The following is a 16,579-nucleotide window of genomic DNA, read 5'->3' on the forward strand; positions in this document are numbered from 1 at the left end:
CAATTTTTAATTTACACATTTGTGAGTGGTTTTCATGGGTTTTAATTGCGGTATTGTTGGTCTGCCAAACGTAGGGAAATCTACCCTTTTCAATGCATTAACGAAAGCAGCGATTGCAGCGGAAAACTTCCCTTTCTGTACCATTGAACCAAACACAGGTATTGTTCCTGTACCAGATCCACGTTTAGACAAACTTGCTGCGATTGTTAAACCACAGCGTATTTTGCCAACTACAATGGAATTTGTGGACATTGCAGGTCTTGTTGCTGGTGCATCAAAAGGTGAAGGCTTAGGCAACCAATTCCTTGCTAACATCCGTGAAACTGATGCAATCGCTCATGTTGTACGTTGTTTCGAAGATGAAAACGTGATTCACGTAAATGGTAAAATTGATCCGTTAGACGACATTGCAACCATTAATACTGAACTTGCGCTTGCCGATCTTGAAACTGTTGCCAAAGCAATTTTACGTTTAACTAAAGTTGCTAAAGGCGGTGACAAAGAAGCTGTAGCAACTAAAGCAGTTTTAGAAAAAATCCAACCTTTACTTGACGAAGGTAAACCAGCTCGTGCAGCTGATTTGTCTGATGACGAACGTAAATTAGTTCGTGGTTTTGGTTTAATGACTTTAAAACCAACCATGTATATTGCAAACGTTGCAGAAGACGGTTTTGAAAACAACCCACATTTAGATGCAGTTAAAAAACTTGCGGCTGAAGAAAACGCTATCGTTGTTCCTCTTTGCAACCAAATCGAAGCTGAAATTTCATTATTAGAAGATGAAGATCGTGCTGAGTTTTTAGAAGCAATGGGCATGGAAGAACCAGGCTTAAACGTGGTTATTCGTGCAGGTTATGCGCTTTTAGGTTTACAAACTTATTTCACTGCTGGTGTACAAGAAGTACGTGCTTGGACAGTAAAAGTTGGTGCAACCGCTCCTCAAGCAGCTGGTGTTATTCATACTGACTTCGAAAAAGGCTTTATCCGTGCTGAAGTTGTTGCATACGATGACTTCGTACAATATAACGGTGAAAACGGCGCTAAAGAAGCTGGTAAATGGCGTTTAGAAGGAAAAACTTACGTTGTTCAAGATGGCGATGTAATGCACTTCCGTTTTAACGTTTAAGTTTAAACTTAATAAAAAGCCCCAGCATATTGGGGCTTTTTTATATTTAATGACTTAAATCCATCATCTCACGTTTACTGCGTGCTTCTTGTAAAATACGCGCATGTAAAGGCTTTCTAAAACCTAGCATAAATATAAATTCTGCCAATACAAATAGTGGTCCTATCGCAAGTCCTATTACGTCATCTACAAAAGCAGGTTTTTTCTTTTCAAAATAATGCCCCACAAACTGAAAGACCCAACCCACTACAAAGAAGCTAATACTTGCAGTTAACCATTGTCCTAAAGAAAGCTCGGCAATGTGGCTAGCCAGTGGATAAACAGCGACTAAAATAATGAGCATGAGTAGCCCGAAAAATTTATCTAGAAATAAATAATAAATTGAGCTAATTACAATCAATACGATGGCTAAAGTCAGTTTAAAACTATTTATATCCATCCCAACTCTTGCAGTTAAGCATAAAATTGAAAACACGATGAGTGGGATACCCACAAAATGCGTCAAAATATTCTGATGGTTTAAGTGGTAAGCCGCGTATTGGCTAAGTTTTTGCTCCAGATTTGACATGAGTCATTCCCTATTCACCTATCTATAGTCATACTGTACAAATAAAGAAAACTTAAAGTTGTCAGCTATTTGACAAAGTAATGATTTTTTTCATGGATGGGCTGATATTGGACCTTGTTTATATTAACCGATTAAAAGAAAACACATGGTTTAGTGTGCTTCCAAAGGCATTCCAAGATTTTATTTTAGAACATGGCAAGCAAATCACCTTTGAAAAAAATAGCTATATTTTTCGTGCGCAAGATGAATTTAATGGCATTTATACTGTGCTTGAAGGCTCAATTAGCTTAGGTTACGTCGATGTAAATGGTAATGAAGCATTATCTGCAATAGCAGAGCCCATTATGTGGTTTGGAGAAATATCACTGATTGATCATGAACCACGCTCCCACGATGCAATTACTTTGAAAAAAAGTACAGTTCTACATATTCAGGCAAAACCATTAAATGATTTACTCAAAGAAAATCCATATTATTGGTATTATTTTGCTCGGTTAACTAGCCAAAAGCTGAGATATGTTTTTTTAGAACAAATTGCGATACAAACACGCAATATTTCTCAAAGACTTGCTCAACGCCTGCTATTTATTTTGGAGGGTTATGGGAACCATGTTATTATTCACGAAAGAGAAATTCATATTTCTCAGGAACAATTAGCCAATATGTTAACCACTTCCCGACAAACGGTTAATCATGAATTAAGTCTATTAGAGAAGCAAAATATTATTAAAATTGCGTTTAGAAAAATTGAAATTTTAGATATCGAAAAGCTAAATTTAATTGCAAAATCTAACACTTAAAGGTGCTATATAATAAAAACTTAAAATTAAATTAAAAAAACAGATAACACTGCAAAATAAAACATTGTTCAAACTCTATTTCACAAAATAAGTATTCCAAAACAGAAAATTTCATTTTACACTCAGACTGAGCAATAATACTCAACAAGGCGCTGATTAACATGAAAAAATTATCAACAATTCTTACAGCAGGCGTATTGGCAATGTTAAGTGTTTCGGCATTTGCATGTCCAAAGGGAACTCAACTCCAAGGAGGAACTGGACCACATCATAAAGGCGGTAAATGTGTTGCTGTAAGCGGCAAAACTACTGCTCAAAAAGCAAAAAAAGAAGCTAAAAAAGATATGAATGAGCAGAAACATGCTGCAATGACTAGCGCAACTCACGCTAAACAAGAAGCAAATCAAGCTACTCATCAAATGAAACAAGATGCTGTAAAAACTACGAACGCTGCTAAAACTGCGACAAAACCATAATTAATTTTGATTAATTTATAGGTTCAAAATAAAAAAGCGAGATTCAAAATCTCGCTTTTTTATATCCAGAAATTTTATTTAGGAGAGGTATTTCCTAAATTTGGATTATCAATTGCGTCTTTACACTGAGCTTTATCACGTTCATAGTCAGCCTGTTTTTGAGCAACAGAAGCTGTATTTTCTAAAGTTTCACGCGCCCATACATCTAAACTCGTTAAGGCTTTACGACAAAGCGCATATTTCCCTTCTGTCACTGAGTCTGTCATCTTCACGTTGATACGCCAATCCGTACTCAACTGGCGTAGTGGTTTACGAACATTATCATTGATTTGACTGAGCTGTTTTTCATAGACCAAGTGTTCAACGTTATTAATTAATGTCCATGCTTTTTGCGCATAAACCGTTGCATCATTGGTTAATTTCGGCGCTGGTTTAATTTCAACTTTTTGGTCTGGATTTTGATTACCATTATCACAGCCTTGCAATATAAATACGCTCGCACTCAAGATGGCGATATAAACTAAACGAGTCTTTGACTTGAACATATCAAACTGCCGAATTAAACATTTCGGCACTATGCTATTAAATTCGGCTACAATACTCAATCTTTCAAGTTTTTATAATTGTTTTCCTGCCAAGGTGCATTGTGTCAAATCAACAACAGATGGCTGCTCAAACAGCAACTTTTTGGCAAGGTGCCAAAGATAGTCAAGCCATCGTACTTACCTATTTACCCGTTTCTTTTGCTTTTGGCGTTTCAGCATCTCAGTTTGGTTTTAGCCCATGGGAAGCTTTTTTTCTATCTTGCTCCATGTATGCCGGCGCTAGTCAATTTCTGGTTGTGGCACTTCTAGCTAGTGGTTCATCTATTTGGCTAACAGCTCTTACTGTTATTGCACTTGATATTCGCCATGTCCTTTATGGGCCAGCACTCTATAACCTAATTCCAAATAAATTAAACTTAAAAAAGACAGCTGTCTGGGCTTGGGGTCTTACAGATGAAGTTTTTGCAAGCGGAATGATTCAGCTTTCTCAGCGTAAGCAGCAATGGTCTGAATCTTGGATGTTAGGCTTAAGTCTGTTCAGCTGGGTGTCTTGGGCAAGTGGTTCATTGTTAGGTGGGTTATTTGCAGATCAAGTTGCTCACCTTCCAAAATTTTTACAAGCCGCGCTAGACTTTTTACTGCCAGCTTTATTTTTAAGTTTTCTACTCGCTGCTTTTGAACGAAAGCATACTTTGGTCGTCGGTGTATCCTTAGTCGTTTCAGCTTTGGCATGTTATTGGATTAATTTGTCTGCTGCTATTTTTATCGGTATTTTTTCAGGCATTTTAGCAGGTCTATTCAAACATTATGTACTAAAACAATTTGATGAGGTTGGAGCTTAAGATGAACCTAGAAATTATTTTGGTGGGTATTATTGTTGGTATTGCCAATTTTGCTTCACGCTTTGGGCCATTCTTTGTTATACAAAAATTACAAGGTACCGAGCAAAGGCGTGGTTCTGTCTGGATAAAAATTGCTTTAGGAAGTATTGGTATATCTGCTATTAGCGCCATGCTTATGGTTGCCACCCTTCCGCCTTTACTTGAAACCCCCAATAAAAGTTTTGCCATGCTTATCGGCTTTCTGGTTTTAGCAGGTCTTTATTTTAAATTTAAGAAAATTGTTCCAGCAACCTTAACTGCTGCGCTCGTTTATGGCTTGATCTACACTTATTTACCTTTATAAATAGATAAACTCATCAATCTTATATAATATATAAATGCTAGAAGTGATTAAGAAAAATAACTTCTAGCCTATAAAACCTATTTTGAAATTTATTAAAAGATAACACCATCTAGCGATTAGAGATAAAAATGTCACAAGTTAAAATTTATGCAAATGAACAAACGATTATGCAGTATCGAGCTCTACTTTCTCATGCTATTCATCAATCACTCATTGAAGAGTTGAAATACCCAATCGAGAAAAGATTTCAAAGGTTTATTAACCTTAAACCGGAAAACTTTATCTATCCTTCAGATCGAAGCCAACACTACGTTATTATTGAACTATCAATGTTTACTGGCCGAAGCACTGAAGCCAAGAAAAGATTAATTCAAACTTTATTTCGTAATATTGAACAGTATTGCAGAATTGCTCCACAGGACATTGAAATCACTATTTTTGAATCACCTAGAGAAAATTGGGGCATTCGTGGTCAAAACGCTGATGAGTTACGTCTAAACTATCAAATTAATGTTTAAGTCATTGCCCGTTTCATTGTCTGACAAAATTAATGTTTTTATGCGTTATAAGGCTTAACTCCACCATAAGTTCTGCTATGCTTAAAAAAATAATTTTGTCAGGATGATTCGCATGAGCGTGACACTCGGAACCCCACTTCAATCTTCGGCATTTAAAGTTTTATTGTTAGGTTCAGGAGAGCTTGGCAAAGAAGTTGTAATTTCTCTACAACGCCTTGGTGTAGAAGTCCATGCAGCCGACCGTTATGATCACGCACCAGCTATGCAAGTTGCACATTTTTCTTATGTGTTAAATATGGCTGATCCATCTCAATTAAAACAACTCATTGAAAAAATTAAACCGAATTTAATTGTCCCAGAAATTGAAGCCATTGCCACAGAAGTATTGCTTGAAATAGAAGCGAGCAAAACTGCAACCGTTATTCCTTCGGCAAAAGCTGTAAACCTAACCATGAACCGTGAAGGCATTCGACGTCTAGCGGCTGAAGAGCTTGGTTTGCCTACGTCTGCTTATCGCTTTGCCAACTCTCTTGAAAGCTTCCGTGCAGCTTGTGATGACATTGGTTATCCTAACTTTGTAAAACCTGTGATGTCTTCTTCGGGTAAAGGTCAGTCTCGTGTAAAAAGTTTCGATGAAGTCGATGCAGCATGGGAATATGCAATGCAAGGTGGCCGAGTTAACCAAGGTACTGTCATCATTGAATCTCAAATTGACTTTGATTTTGAAATTACCTTACTTACCGTTCGTGCTAAAAATCCTGAAACTGGTGAAATTGAAACTCACTACTGTGACCCAATTGGTCATCGCCAAGATGCTGGTGATTATGTTGAAAGCTGGCAACCTCAACCCATGACTGCTGCGGCTCTTGAAGAAGCAAAACGAATTGCGAATAAAGTGACCATAGCGCTTGGTGGCTGTGGTATTTTTGGTGTAGAACTGTTTATTAAAGGCGATAAAGTTTGGTTTAGTGAAGTCTCACCTCGCCCGCATGATACAGGACTCGTAACTTTAGCGTCGCAGTTTCAAAGTGAATTCGAACTTCATGCACGTGCCATTTTAGGTTTACTTGTAAATACAGCACGTCACAGTGTTGCTGCAAGCGCCGTAATTTATGCTGGAGTAGATGCTAATAATTTAAGTTATAGCAATCTAAATGTAGCCTTAGCTCATCCTGATACTGACTTGCGATTATTTGGTAAGCCCGAAGGTTTCAAACGCCGTCGTATGGGTGTCGCAACTGCTCGTGCTGAAAATACTGATCTTGCACGTACTTTAGCGAAAGAAACTGCTGATCAAGTTATCGTTCAAACAAACTCTTAATTTTACTTTTTGGTAGACCCATTTTCATGATCAATACATCGCCGTTGTTGAACTATGTCTCAAGTCATCATGATATTAAAGCCATTAATCAATGGCGAACGGATGTAGAAAAACAGTTGCAAGATTCATATGAAAATGGGCAATCTATTCGTGAAATTATTAAAGCCCGTTCAGATCTAGTCGACGAAGCACTCATCTTTTTATGGAAGCATGCCGAACTCGACCAGACAGGACTTGGTCTTTTTGCTGTAGGTGGTTACGGGCGCCGTGAAATGTTGCCCTATTCCGATGTCGACATCATGATTTTGTCCGAACATGAAATTAGTGAAGAAAATGAAAAGCGTATTTCTACCTTTATTTCTTCATTATGGGATGTTGGCAATTTCAAACCCGGCATAAGTGTTCGCACGATTCAAAGCTGTGTTGAGCAGGCGGCTACCGATTTAACTGTTGCCACGACATTAATTGAAGCTCGTTTAATCACGGGTAATACACAGCTTGCCAAATGGCCGCGTCGTATTGTTTCACAAACATGGACAGATAAAACATTTTATGACGCAAAAATGGCGGAACAAGCCAAGCGTTATCACCAGCACAACAATACTGAAAGTAATTTAGAACCTGACATTAAAAATGCTCCGGGCGGTATTCGTGATATCAACCAAATTGGCTGGATTGCCAAACGCCACTTCCGTGTAAACCGTATTTATGACTTAGTTCATTTAGGCTTTATTTCAGAATTTGAGTTAGGTGTTTTAGAAGAAGCAGAAAATTTTCTTTGGGAAATTCGGCACCATTTACACCGTTTAGCTAAACGGGATGAAAACCGTTTACTCTTTGATCATCAAAGAGAAATTGCTGCTAAATTTGGGTATACTCGTCAAGAAGGCCAGCCGGTAAATTACGGGGTTGAGCAGTTCATGAAACGCTACTACCGTACGGCACAACAGGTTTCAACACTGAATGAAATGCTGCTAGCATATTTTAGCGAATCAGTTATTTGTCCTCGACTACCTAATTACGAACGCAAAATTGAAGTGATTAATGACCACTTTAAAATTGTCGATAATAAACTTGCGGTACAGCACCATAAAATATTCGCAGAACATCCAAGCGCAATTTTAGAGCTATTTTATATTTTAGCGAATAGACCTGATATTGAAGGTATTCGTGCCCGCACTTTGCGCTTACTCATTCTTGCAGCGAAAAGAATTAATCAAAGTTACCGCAATAACCCAGAAAACCAAGCACTGTTTATGTCGATTATTCGCTCACCGTATCGTCTATACGATACCTTGGTTGCGATGAAGCGTTATGGTGTTTTAGGAAACTATATTCCTGCTTTTGGTCAAATTATGGGTCTTATGCAATATGACCTGTTCCACATCTATACAGTCGATGCTCACACATTGTTATTGCTACGCAACTTAAACCGTTTTAGAGAACCTGAGTTTGCTAAAGAATTCCCTGTAGTAAGTTCAGTTTTCCAGCGTCTTGCCCGTCAAGATATTGTGTTTATTGCTGCGTTATTCCATGACATTGCAAAAGGCCGCGGTGGTGACCATAGCGAACTGGGTGCCGAAGATGCGATTGAATTTGGCCGTGCACATGGTTTCACAGAGCGTGAATGTAAGTTAATTGCATGGCTGATTCAAAACCACTTGCTCATGTCATTAACAGCGCAGAAAAAAGATATTTCCGACCCTGATGTCGTGAAAGATTTCGCTGAAAAGCTTGGCGATATGGAGCATCTTGATTATTTATACACCTTAACGGTTGCAGATATTAATGCAACCAATCCAAAACTTTGGAATACATGGCGCGCATCACTTATGCGTCAACTTTATACGCATGCCCGTGATGTAATCCGTACAGGTTTAGGTCGCCCTGTTGATTATCAAATGCTAATTGAAGACACCAAGTTTGCAGCAAGTGAATTACTGGTGAATAACTTTTCATTGGCAGATGTCGAAAAGGTATGGCAAGAACTGGGTGATGAATATTTCATTAAAGAATCGGCTGATGAAATTGCATGGCACACACAAGCAATTTTGAAACACGGCGATAATCCAGAGCCGCTTGTACTTTTACGTGCTCACCGTAAAGCAGCCCAAGATGCAGTACAAATCTTTATTTATACACGCGATCAACCTAACCTGTTTGCGACCACTGTAGCCGTTTTAGACAGAATGAACTTAGACGTTCAGGACGCAAAAATTATTACGGCAAGTACGGCATTTAGCTTAGACACTTATGTTGTACTCGATCGTTTTGGTACGTTGCTTACCGACCCAGAACGTGAAGAAACGGTTAAAAGTGCATTAGTAAAAGCACTTAGTCAGTCAGATCAATATCCTGGCCTTATGCAACGTCGTATTCCGCGCCAATTACGTCACTTCGATATTGAAAATACAGTCGACGTTACATTGAATGAGGCCTTACAACAAAATATGGTCGAAATTTCAACACTTGATCATCCTGGCCTACTTGCACGTGTAGGTGGATTATTTATGATGCAAGGTTTAGACATCCATTCAGCCCGAATTGCAACTTTAGGTGAACGTGCAGAAGATATTTTCTTTGTCACCAAAAAAGATGGAAAACCGCTGAATAACGAAGAGGTCAAACTCTTCTCGGAAAAACTGAAAGCTGCATTAGATGAAGCATCTAATCAAATTTGTCAGCACTGAAACTCAACTACTTGGTAACTGTTTAATGAACTCTAGCTTGTCGTTATTACACCCATATCCATTTGAAAAGTTAAACCAACTTTTTCAGGATATTACTCCAGCGAACCTTCCCTTGATTCCATTATCAATTGGCGAACCGAAGCACCCAGCACCAGAGTTTGTTAAACAGGCTATTATCGATAACTTCAAGCACCTATCAACTTACCCAAATAGTAAAGGCATACCTGAACTTCGCCAAAGTATTGCAGACTGGCTCACAAAGCGCTTTAAATTGAATAGCATTAGTGCTGAAAACCATATTTTACCCGTATCTGGTACGCGTGAAGGTATTTTCTCTTTTGTACAGGCTTTAATTAACCGCGAAGATGCGCCATATGTGGTAATGCCAAATCCTTTTTATCAAATTTATGAAGGTGCGGCGTTACTTGCAGGTGCAAAACCATACTTTATTAATTGCACAGAAGAAAATAGTTACTTAGGTGATTTTGATGCAGTGCCAGCCGAAGTATGGGAAAAGACTGCCCTTCTTTTTGTATGCACACCGGGCAACCCAACAGGTACCGTACTTTCTAAAGAACAATTTAAAAAGCTGATTGCGCTATCTGATCAATATAATTTTGTTATTGCTTCTGATGAATGCTATTCGGAGCTTTGGTTTGATCAAGCGCCTACAGGCTTACTAGAAGTTTGTGCGGAACTTGGACGTGATGACTACAAAAACTGTATCGTGTTTCATTCACTTTCAAAACGCTCAAACTTACCAGGTATGCGCTCAGGTTTTGTCGCTGGTGATGCTGCTTTATTAAAGCCATATTTGCAATACCGTACTTATCATGGTGCAGCTATGCCAGTACAACACCAACTTGCTTCAATTGCAGCATGGAACGATGAAAACCATGTTGAAGAAAACCGTAAGCAATATCGTGCAAAATTTGACTTATTCCAATCTGAGCTAGGCCATTTGCTCCCATTACAAAAACCTGACGCTGGTTTTTACTATTGGTTAAAAGTTGATAATGATGAAACTTTTGCCAAAATGCTGATGGAAAAAGCACACATTAAAGTTTTACCAGGCCGTTATTTATCTCGTGATACGGAGCAAGGTAACCCTGGCGCTAACCATGTGCGTATGGCTTTAGTAGCTGACTTAGCACAATGTGAAGAAGTGGTTAAGCGTTTAAAAGCGATTCTTTAAGCCTCTTTTTACCAGTTGTATAGTCTTTTAATAATGAAGGCTATACAACTGAGCTACACACTATTTGTATGTAATCAAAAGCAGAGCAAAAACAATAAAAGCCACGCCAGAACAATAGTACAAGCCTGTCGCAGAACGCTTAATTTTGTCTAATATCCGCCCCTGAGCAAGTAATCTAACCAGCAGAATATTCCAACCAAGAACTACGCCTACCATCCATGTACTTATGAGTAGTTTTTGAGTTAAGCTAAACTTATATTGCACGAGAAGCATTAAGCTACTATAAAACATAATATTTTTAGGATTTAAGAGACTAGACTGCACGCCTAAAATTAAACTTTTAATTTTATTTTGCTTAAGTTCTGCTTGATCATTTAAATTATTTTCTTTAGTAGAGAATGATAAAACATTAGATCTGGCCGCTTTAAAGCAAAGCAAACTCAAATAAACCAAATAGGTCGCACCAAGCCATTTAAATAGCAAAAGTACAATACTGCTTAAATTTCCAAGCAGCATAAAACCAAACAAACATGCGACTAAGATCAAAGCATTTCCTAGAGTAATGCCTAGGACAATACCATAAGTATAACGGCGTCCTTTTTGCAAAAGGCTCGTGAGTATAAGAAAGAAATCTGGCCCCGGTGATAAGAGGGCCAAGAAATGAGTAAAGGCGATAACTAAAAAAACTTCCATAACAGCTTCATCTATAAAACAATCTGGAAAATCTTAAAAATAGAAGCCAATTATTTCTTGTAAATTATTGCGCGGCTGCAAGTTGGAACTGTCGAGGAGTAACTCCCGTATGAGCTTTAAATGCTTTATGAAAATGACTTTGGTCACTAAAGCCTAAATTGACCGCCAACTCTGCGAGTGAAATTCCTTGTTTAAGGAGTTCTCGAGCTTGGTTAATCTTTAAATTTATTTGAAAGGCATGTGGTGTTAAACCAACATTTGCTTTAAATAGCCGTATGATTGCGTATCTGCTCAAACCAACCTGCTGGGCAAGCTCTTCTAATGAAATAAAATTCTCAGAAGAAGTAATCACTTGAACCAAATCTAGAAAATCTTTATATAAGTACTGAGGTTTTTGTATTTCTTCTAAAATAAAATGCGGCAGTAACAGATGTATAAGGCAATGGAGCAAAGATTGCTCTTTTTCAAAAATCAACTTTTCTGAATCAAATAATGTCTCATTCATATCAGAAAAAGCTTGATATAAAGATTCATCTTTTATAATAAGAGGCTTATGCTGAGGTAGATGTAAATCAAGATCTTGTTCTTGAAATTCTGTATACAACTGCTTTAACCATGATACATCTAGATGCAACATCTGGTAACTCCACGCCTGCTCTGGTATGGGATTACAAGAATGTTCAATATGTGCAGGCACAATAACTAAACTACCAGTAGAGATTTTTTGTGGAGTGCCAAAAGAACTTTGAAAAACGCTATTCCCTTCATCTACCGCACCAATTGAAAATGTTGGATGGCTATGAGTCTTATAACATGTTCGGCTAAAACATGACCTCCGAGTTTCAACATAAGGCATTCGCCGATCTTGCCAAAACTCGAAAGTTTGAGGAATAGCGTTCATTAAACTTAAATTAAGACGCTAATGCTTTTTCAATATCAGCTTCTAATGCTTCAGGCTTGGTAGTAGGTGCATAACGGTTTAATACCGAACCATCTTTACCAATCAAGAATTTAGTAAAATTCCATTTAATACTACTGCTGCCTAAAATTCCTTTTGCTTCACGTGTTAAATACCTAAAAATTACGTGAGCTTCTGGTCCCTTTACATCTACTTTCGCAAACATAGGGAACTTCACCCCATAATTTCGCTGACAGAAAGTACCAATCTCTTTATTACTTCCCGGATCTTGCCCACCAAACTGATTGCAGGGAAATCCTAAAACTTCTAATCCTTGATCTTTATATTTTTCATAAAGTTTTTCGAGGCCCGCAAACTGTGGGGTAAAACCACATTTACTTGCAGTGTTCACAATTAATAAAACTTTACCTTTGTAATCAGCGAATTGTTTAATATCACCTTCTAACAATTCAGCTTCAAACTGATAAATGTTACTCATGGATAGGTTTCCTCATCATTTTTTTCTTGTGTTTTAAGTTGTAATGATGCCGAGTTCACACAATAGCGCAAACCTGTCGGCTGTGGTCCATCTTCAAAAACATGCCCAAGATGAGCTTCGCAATCATGACAAACAATTTCCATTCTGACCATACCATGCGTTAAATCTTCATGTTCATCAATAACAGTTCCATTGACTGGGCGAAAGAAACTTGGCCAGCCACATCCGCTATCGTATTTTGCATCTGATGAAAACAATTCGGCACCACAACAACGACAAACATACGTACCATGTTGCTTAGTATTCCAGTATTGCCCCGTAAATGCTGGTTCAGTGCCCTTTTGTCGCGTTATCCGATATTCTTCTGGTGATAACTCTCTTTGCCATTCCCGGTCTGTTTTATTAACTTTTCCCATGAGCTGCACCTTTTATTCTGATGTAAACATAAATCGTGTTTTATATTTACGCCATTCATCAAAAAAACACTAGTCTCTGAACGTAAAATTTGTTGGATTTTAATCATCTAAGTAACAGAAAGCAAAAAGTAAGCAAAATATAAAAGCAAAAGTAAGCATATTTCTTTACCCACCTCTTTTAAGGAAGCAAAGATGGTGCTATTCTTGTTTGGCACGGTTGTATAGGACAAAACATGTCTCAGAAAAAAAGTGTGCTTTTCCAGCAACTATTACCAGTTATCAAACAGTATCAGCAATCGGGTTTTACCCACGAAAAAATTGTTGAATTACTAAAAGATCAACATGATTTGAATTTGGTAACAGTTAAAACATTTAAAAGTTATTTATACCGATATGCAAAAGTGAATCCAGCTATGTCTAAAAATACTGCTACTCTCCAATCCATGCCAACTTCTCGAGAAATTAAAAAATCATCGAAGCTTGAGCATGTTTGTTATGACATTCGTGGACCCGTATTACGAGCCGCCAATGAAATGGAAGAGCAAGGACATAAAATCATCAAGCTAAATATCGGCAACCCTGCACCATTTGGTTTTGAAGCTCCACAAGAAATTATTAATGACGTTGCTTTAAATTTACCAAATGCAATTGGATATGTTGATTCCAAAGGTATTTTCCCTGCTCGTAAAGCGATCTGTCAGTACTACCAACAAAAAGGCATTCTAAATATGCACGTTAATGACGTGTATGTTGGTAATGGCGTATCTGAACTTATTGTAATGGCTATGCAAGGCCTGCTTGATGATGGCGATGAAATGTTAATTCCAATGCCGGACTATCCGCTTTGGACAGCAGCCGTTAATCTTTCAGGCGGTACTGCCATTCACTATAAATGTGATGAAGAAAACAGCTGGTATCCTGACATCGCCGATATTGAAAGTAAGATCACCCCGAATACACGCGGTATTGTAATTATCAATCCAAACAATCCGACTGGCTCGGTATATCCACGTCATGTGCTTGAACAAATTGTAGCGCTTGCCAAGAAATACGACCTGATTTTATTTGCCGATGAAATTTATGACAAAATCGTTTATGACGGAATTGAGCATGTTTCTGTTGCCTCTTTAGCAGGTGATCAGTTATGTATTTCGTTTAACGGTTTATCAAAAGCTTACCGTATTGCGGGTTTTCGTTCAGGCTGGATGGCAATCACGGGCGATAGAAGCCGTGCATTGGATTATATTGAAGGCCTAGACATGCTAGCTTCAATGCGTCTATGTGCAAACGTACAAGCTCAATATGCAATCCAAACTGCACTAGGTGGCTATCAGTCTATTAATGATTTGATCCGCCCGGGTGGTCGCTTATATGAACAGCGTAATATTGCATGGGAAATGTTAAATGAAATTCCAGGGGTAAGCTGCGTTAAACCAGAAGGTGCAATGTATTGCTTCCCACGACTTGACCCTAACATTTACCCAATCGAAGACGATGAAAAATTAATGTTAGATTTACTTCGTGCCGAAAAAGTACTTTTAGTACAAGGCACAGGTTTTAACTGGCCAACATCAGACCATTTCCGTGTTGTTTTCTTACCAGCAGAAAATGAATTACGTGAAGCAATTGGTCGATTAGGTCGTTTCTTAGCCAATCGTCGTTAAAAATTTGCATAATAAAGAAAGCATCTAAAATAGATGCTTTCTTTTATTTTATATTATCCTACAGCTTATTAATAAGCTTAATCTATTTATACCCAAACAGATGAAAAATAAAATATTACTTATTGATTTTTAAATATTTCTAAAAAAATCCATAGGAATTTTAATTTTTAATCAACGCTATTAATATTTTTTACCATTTGTTTAAATTATCGTATTTATCCTTTATTTCATCTCTAGTTATTATGCAAAAAATGCATGAGTGTATATTTTTTTGCATTTCACACTGCTTCAAAATCGAGCAACAATCCCTTTCCATAACAACATCCCATATTCGATTCGGTTAATACTGATGCAGATTTAGGAAGATGAAATCAGTTAAAGGACCGAACTGAACTTATAAGGAAAGCTTTTCAATCATCTCTAGCCCATCTAAAAGATGATTGAACCCAAAGGATAGAGGTTCATATGAAGCAAAAGAAATTGCTCAAGTATATTGTTGTTGCTATTTTACTAGGCGTATTGACAGGTTGGATTTGTCACCACTTCTTTAACGTCGGCGAACAACTGAAGCAAATTGCGTCTTATTTTAATATTGTCACAGATATCTTTTTACGTCTTATCAAAATGATTATTGCACCATTGGTATTTGCCACAATTGTATCTGGCATTGTATCTATGGGTAAATCAACTTCTATTGGTAGTATCACACTTAAGTCAATGACTTGGTTTATTACCGCATCGTTTGTATCACTTGCAATCGGTATGGCCTTAGTCAATTTTTTTCAACCTGGTGCGGCATTAAATTTAGTATTACCAACAGCTCAAGAACTCAGTAGCGCCTCTCTCCCAGCGACTACTGGTTTTACACTACAGTCATTTTTAAGCCATGTTTTCCCACGCAGTATTGCAGAAGCAATGGCAAATAATGATATTTTACAAGTACTTGTTTTTGCTATTTTCTTTGGTTCAGCACTTGCTTATGTAAATCAGGGTAAAGAAAAAGACTCCGTTATTATTCGCCTAACAGATGAACTCAGTAAAATTATGTTCCGTATTACTGATTACGTCATGAAATTTGCACCTGTAGCAGTATTTGCAGCGATTGCATCGGCAATTACCGTACAAGGTTTAGGTTTGATTATTGACTACGGTATTTTAATTGCAGAATTCTACTTTGGGCTTTTATTACTCTGGGTAGTTTTATTCTCGGTTGGTGCAATCGTACTCAAAAAAGATATCTTCCGTTTAGGTAAGTTAATTCGTGAACCCGTAACACTTGCTTTTGCTACAGCTTCGAGCGAATCGGCTTATCCTAAAGTGATGGATGCCCTAAATAAGTTCGGTGTACCTAAAAAAGTGACCAGTTTCGTTTTACCTTTAGGTTATTCATTTAACTTAGATGGCTCAATGATGTATACCACCTTTGCCGTACTCTTTATTGCTCAGGCTTACCATATCGATCTTAGCTTCACTCAGCAAATCTTAATTTTGTTAACTCTCATGGTAACAAGTAAAGGCATTGCGGGTGTTTCGAGAGCTTCTATTGTGGTGATTTCAGCAACACTGACGATGTTTCATTTACCTGAAGCTGGCATTTTGTTATTGCTTGGAATTGACCAATTCTTAGATATGGGTCGCACCGCTACAAATGTAGTAGGTAATAGTATTGCTACTGCGGTAGTGGCAAAACTTGAAGGTGAAAAAGTCGCTGATATTGAAGAATCACCAGAGCCTGTATTAATTAAAACAACACAAGAACAAACGATCGCTTAAGTTTCTTTTTTCTCCCACTCTCCCAACTAAAGAGCAATTTTATATGACCAATAAAATTGCTCTTTTTTTATTTAAAAACTAAACAATAAAACTTTATCTTTATTTTTCTACAAAATAATGTACTCAATTAAATAGCTTTACTCACTATTCATTTTTTAAAAGCAAACCTTAAAAGTAGAATAAAAATTAATCGAATAAAAAATATTTTCTTA

17 protein-coding genes are annotated in these 16,579 nt (G+C 37.5%); 11 read left to right on the top strand and 6 right to left on the bottom strand.

The genetic code is table 11. The annotated features are described in order from the left end of the window. The first annotated feature begins 34 nt into the window (after positions 1 to 34). Positions 35 to 1,126, top strand: a complete 1,092-nt coding sequence (ychF, locus tag ABLB96_RS13045; protein WP_004642544.1) for a redox-regulated ATPase YchF — start codon at positions 35 to 37, stop codon at positions 1,124 to 1,126. Positions 1,127 to 1,172: 46 nt separating this feature from the next. Here ychF and ABLB96_RS13050 read toward each other — a convergent pair whose 3' ends face one another. Further along, positions 1,173 to 1,694 carry an Mpo1-like protein gene (locus tag ABLB96_RS13050; RefSeq protein WP_348898025.1) on the bottom strand — a complete coding sequence of 174 codons (522 nt, stop codon included), beginning with the start codon at positions 1,692 to 1,694 and terminating at the stop codon, positions 1,173 to 1,175. Between the two features lie 92 nt (positions 1,695 to 1,786). Between ABLB96_RS13050 and ABLB96_RS13055 the strand changes: the two genes are divergently transcribed. Further along, positions 1,787 to 2,494, top strand: a complete 708-nt coding sequence (locus ABLB96_RS13055; protein ID WP_348898024.1) for a Crp/Fnr family transcriptional regulator — start codon at positions 1,787 to 1,789, stop codon at positions 2,492 to 2,494. Between the two features lie 161 nt (positions 2,495 to 2,655). Next, positions 2,656 to 2,970, top strand: coding sequence for a hypothetical protein (locus ABLB96_RS13060; RefSeq protein ID WP_348898023.1), 315 nt, complete (start codon positions 2,656 to 2,658; stop codon positions 2,968 to 2,970). 74 nt (positions 2,971 to 3,044) lie between these two features. Here ABLB96_RS13060 and ABLB96_RS13065 read toward each other — a convergent pair whose 3' ends face one another. After that, positions 3,045 to 3,515, bottom strand: a complete 471-nt coding sequence (locus tag ABLB96_RS13065; protein ID WP_348898022.1) for a hypothetical protein — start codon at positions 3,513 to 3,515, stop codon at positions 3,045 to 3,047. A 119-nt stretch (positions 3,516 to 3,634) separates the two neighbouring features. Between ABLB96_RS13065 and ABLB96_RS13070 the strand changes: the two genes are divergently transcribed. The 6 genes from ABLB96_RS13070 (at position 3,635) to dapC (ending at position 10,424) form a co-directional block, all read left to right on the top strand. Continuing rightward, positions 3,635 to 4,357, top strand: a complete 723-nt coding sequence (locus ABLB96_RS13070; RefSeq protein ID WP_348898047.1) for an AzlC family ABC transporter permease — start codon at positions 3,635 to 3,637, stop codon at positions 4,355 to 4,357. A 1-nt stretch (position 4,358) separates the two neighbouring features. Continuing rightward, positions 4,359 to 4,700, top strand: coding sequence for an L-valine transporter subunit YgaH (gene ygaH / locus ABLB96_RS13075; RefSeq protein WP_348898021.1), 342 nt, complete (start codon positions 4,359 to 4,361; stop codon positions 4,698 to 4,700). Between the two features lie 128 nt (positions 4,701 to 4,828). Next, positions 4,829 to 5,218 carry a tautomerase family protein gene (locus ABLB96_RS13080; RefSeq protein WP_348898020.1) on the top strand — a complete coding sequence of 130 codons (390 nt, stop codon included), beginning with the start codon at positions 4,829 to 4,831 and terminating at the stop codon, positions 5,216 to 5,218. A gap of 103 nt (positions 5,219 to 5,321) precedes the next feature. Continuing rightward, positions 5,322 to 6,539 (top strand): formate-dependent phosphoribosylglycinamide formyltransferase, encoded by a 1,218-nt coding sequence (gene purT / locus ABLB96_RS13085; protein WP_348898019.1) that lies wholly within the window; start codon positions 5,322 to 5,324, stop codon positions 6,537 to 6,539. Positions 6,540 to 6,565: 26 nt separating this feature from the next. Beyond that, positions 6,566 to 9,229 (top strand): [protein-PII] uridylyltransferase, encoded by a 2,664-nt coding sequence (gene glnD / locus ABLB96_RS13090; protein WP_348898018.1) that lies wholly within the window; start codon positions 6,566 to 6,568, stop codon positions 9,227 to 9,229. 25 nt (positions 9,230 to 9,254) lie between these two features. Then, positions 9,255 to 10,424, top strand: a complete 1,170-nt coding sequence (gene dapC / locus ABLB96_RS13095; protein WP_348898046.1) for a succinyldiaminopimelate transaminase — start codon at positions 9,255 to 9,257, stop codon at positions 10,422 to 10,424. Between the two features lie 60 nt (positions 10,425 to 10,484). Here dapC and ABLB96_RS13100 read toward each other — a convergent pair whose 3' ends face one another. From ABLB96_RS13100 to msrB, 4 genes are all read right to left on the bottom strand, one after another. Continuing rightward, complete coding sequence (locus tag ABLB96_RS13100) at positions 10,485 to 11,117, bottom strand: LysE family translocator (RefSeq protein ID WP_348898017.1); 633 nt, start codon at positions 11,115 to 11,117, stop codon at positions 10,485 to 10,487. Between the two features lie 64 nt (positions 11,118 to 11,181). Further along, complete coding sequence (locus ABLB96_RS13105; protein ID WP_348898016.1) at positions 11,182 to 12,018, bottom strand: AraC family transcriptional regulator; 837 nt, start codon at positions 12,016 to 12,018, stop codon at positions 11,182 to 11,184. A 10-nt stretch (positions 12,019 to 12,028) separates the two neighbouring features. Continuing rightward, positions 12,029 to 12,514 (bottom strand): glutathione peroxidase, encoded by a 486-nt coding sequence (locus tag ABLB96_RS13110; protein WP_348898015.1) that lies wholly within the window; start codon positions 12,512 to 12,514, stop codon positions 12,029 to 12,031. Then, positions 12,511 to 12,930, bottom strand: a complete 420-nt coding sequence (gene msrB, locus ABLB96_RS13115; protein ID WP_348898014.1) for a peptide-methionine (R)-S-oxide reductase MsrB — start codon at positions 12,928 to 12,930, stop codon at positions 12,511 to 12,513. Before msrB ends, ABLB96_RS13110 begins: the two co-directional genes overlap by 4 nt. 233 nt (positions 12,931 to 13,163) lie before the next feature. On the opposite strand from msrB, the gene ABLB96_RS13120 reads away from it, so the two are divergent. Together ABLB96_RS13120 and ABLB96_RS13125 are read left to right on the top strand one after the other, a co-directional pair. Next, positions 13,164 to 14,594, top strand: a complete 1,431-nt coding sequence (locus ABLB96_RS13120) for a pyridoxal phosphate-dependent aminotransferase (RefSeq protein ID WP_348898013.1) — start codon at positions 13,164 to 13,166, stop codon at positions 14,592 to 14,594. Positions 14,595 to 15,059: 465 nt separating this feature from the next. Next, on the top strand, positions 15,060 to 16,367 hold the full coding sequence (locus ABLB96_RS13125; RefSeq protein WP_348898012.1) for a dicarboxylate/amino acid:cation symporter: 1,308 nt from the start codon (positions 15,060 to 15,062) through the stop codon (positions 16,365 to 16,367). The last annotated feature ends 212 nt before the right edge of the window (positions 16,368 to 16,579 follow it).

Source organism: Acinetobacter sp. XH1741 (assembly GCF_041021895.1).
GTDB lineage: Bacteria > Pseudomonadota > Gammaproteobacteria > Pseudomonadales > Moraxellaceae > Acinetobacter.

Coding starts and splice junctions, on each gene's coding strand:
- ABLB96_RS13060 (WP_348898023.1), top strand. CDS start 2,656: ATGAAAAAATTATCAACAATTCTTACAGCAGGCGTATTGGCAATGTTA.
- ychF (WP_004642544.1), top strand. CDS start 35: ATGGGTTTTAATTGCGGTATTGTTGGTCTGCCAAACGTAGGGAAATCT.
- ABLB96_RS13065 (WP_348898022.1), bottom strand. CDS start 3,515: ATGTTCAAGTCAAAGACTCGTTTAGTTTATATCGCCATCTTGAGTGCG.
- ABLB96_RS13100 (WP_348898017.1), bottom strand. CDS start 11,117: ATGGAAGTTTTTTTAGTTATCGCCTTTACTCATTTCTTGGCCCTCTTA.
- ABLB96_RS13070 (WP_348898047.1), top strand. CDS start 3,635: ATGGCTGCTCAAACAGCAACTTTTTGGCAAGGTGCCAAAGATAGTCAA.
- dapC (WP_348898046.1), top strand. CDS start 9,255: ATGAACTCTAGCTTGTCGTTATTACACCCATATCCATTTGAAAAGTTA.
- ABLB96_RS13080 (WP_348898020.1), top strand. CDS start 4,829: ATGTCACAAGTTAAAATTTATGCAAATGAACAAACGATTATGCAGTAT.
- ABLB96_RS13120 (WP_348898013.1), top strand. CDS start 13,164: ATGTCTCAGAAAAAAAGTGTGCTTTTCCAGCAACTATTACCAGTTATC.
- purT (WP_348898019.1), top strand. CDS start 5,322: ATGATTCGCATGAGCGTGACACTCGGAACCCCACTTCAATCTTCGGCA.
- ABLB96_RS13110 (WP_348898015.1), bottom strand. CDS start 12,514: ATGAGTAACATTTATCAGTTTGAAGCTGAATTGTTAGAAGGTGATATT.
- glnD (WP_348898018.1), top strand. CDS start 6,566: ATGATCAATACATCGCCGTTGTTGAACTATGTCTCAAGTCATCATGAT.
- ABLB96_RS13125 (WP_348898012.1), top strand. CDS start 15,060: ATGAAGCAAAAGAAATTGCTCAAGTATATTGTTGTTGCTATTTTACTA.
- msrB (WP_348898014.1), bottom strand. CDS start 12,930: ATGGGAAAAGTTAATAAAACAGACCGGGAATGGCAAAGAGAGTTATCA.
- ABLB96_RS13050 (WP_348898025.1), bottom strand. CDS start 1,694: ATGTCAAATCTGGAGCAAAAACTTAGCCAATACGCGGCTTACCACTTA.
- ygaH (WP_348898021.1), top strand. CDS start 4,359: ATGAACCTAGAAATTATTTTGGTGGGTATTATTGTTGGTATTGCCAAT.
- ABLB96_RS13105 (WP_348898016.1), bottom strand. CDS start 12,018: ATGAACGCTATTCCTCAAACTTTCGAGTTTTGGCAAGATCGGCGAATG.
- ABLB96_RS13055 (WP_348898024.1), top strand. CDS start 1,787: ATGGATGGGCTGATATTGGACCTTGTTTATATTAACCGATTAAAAGAA.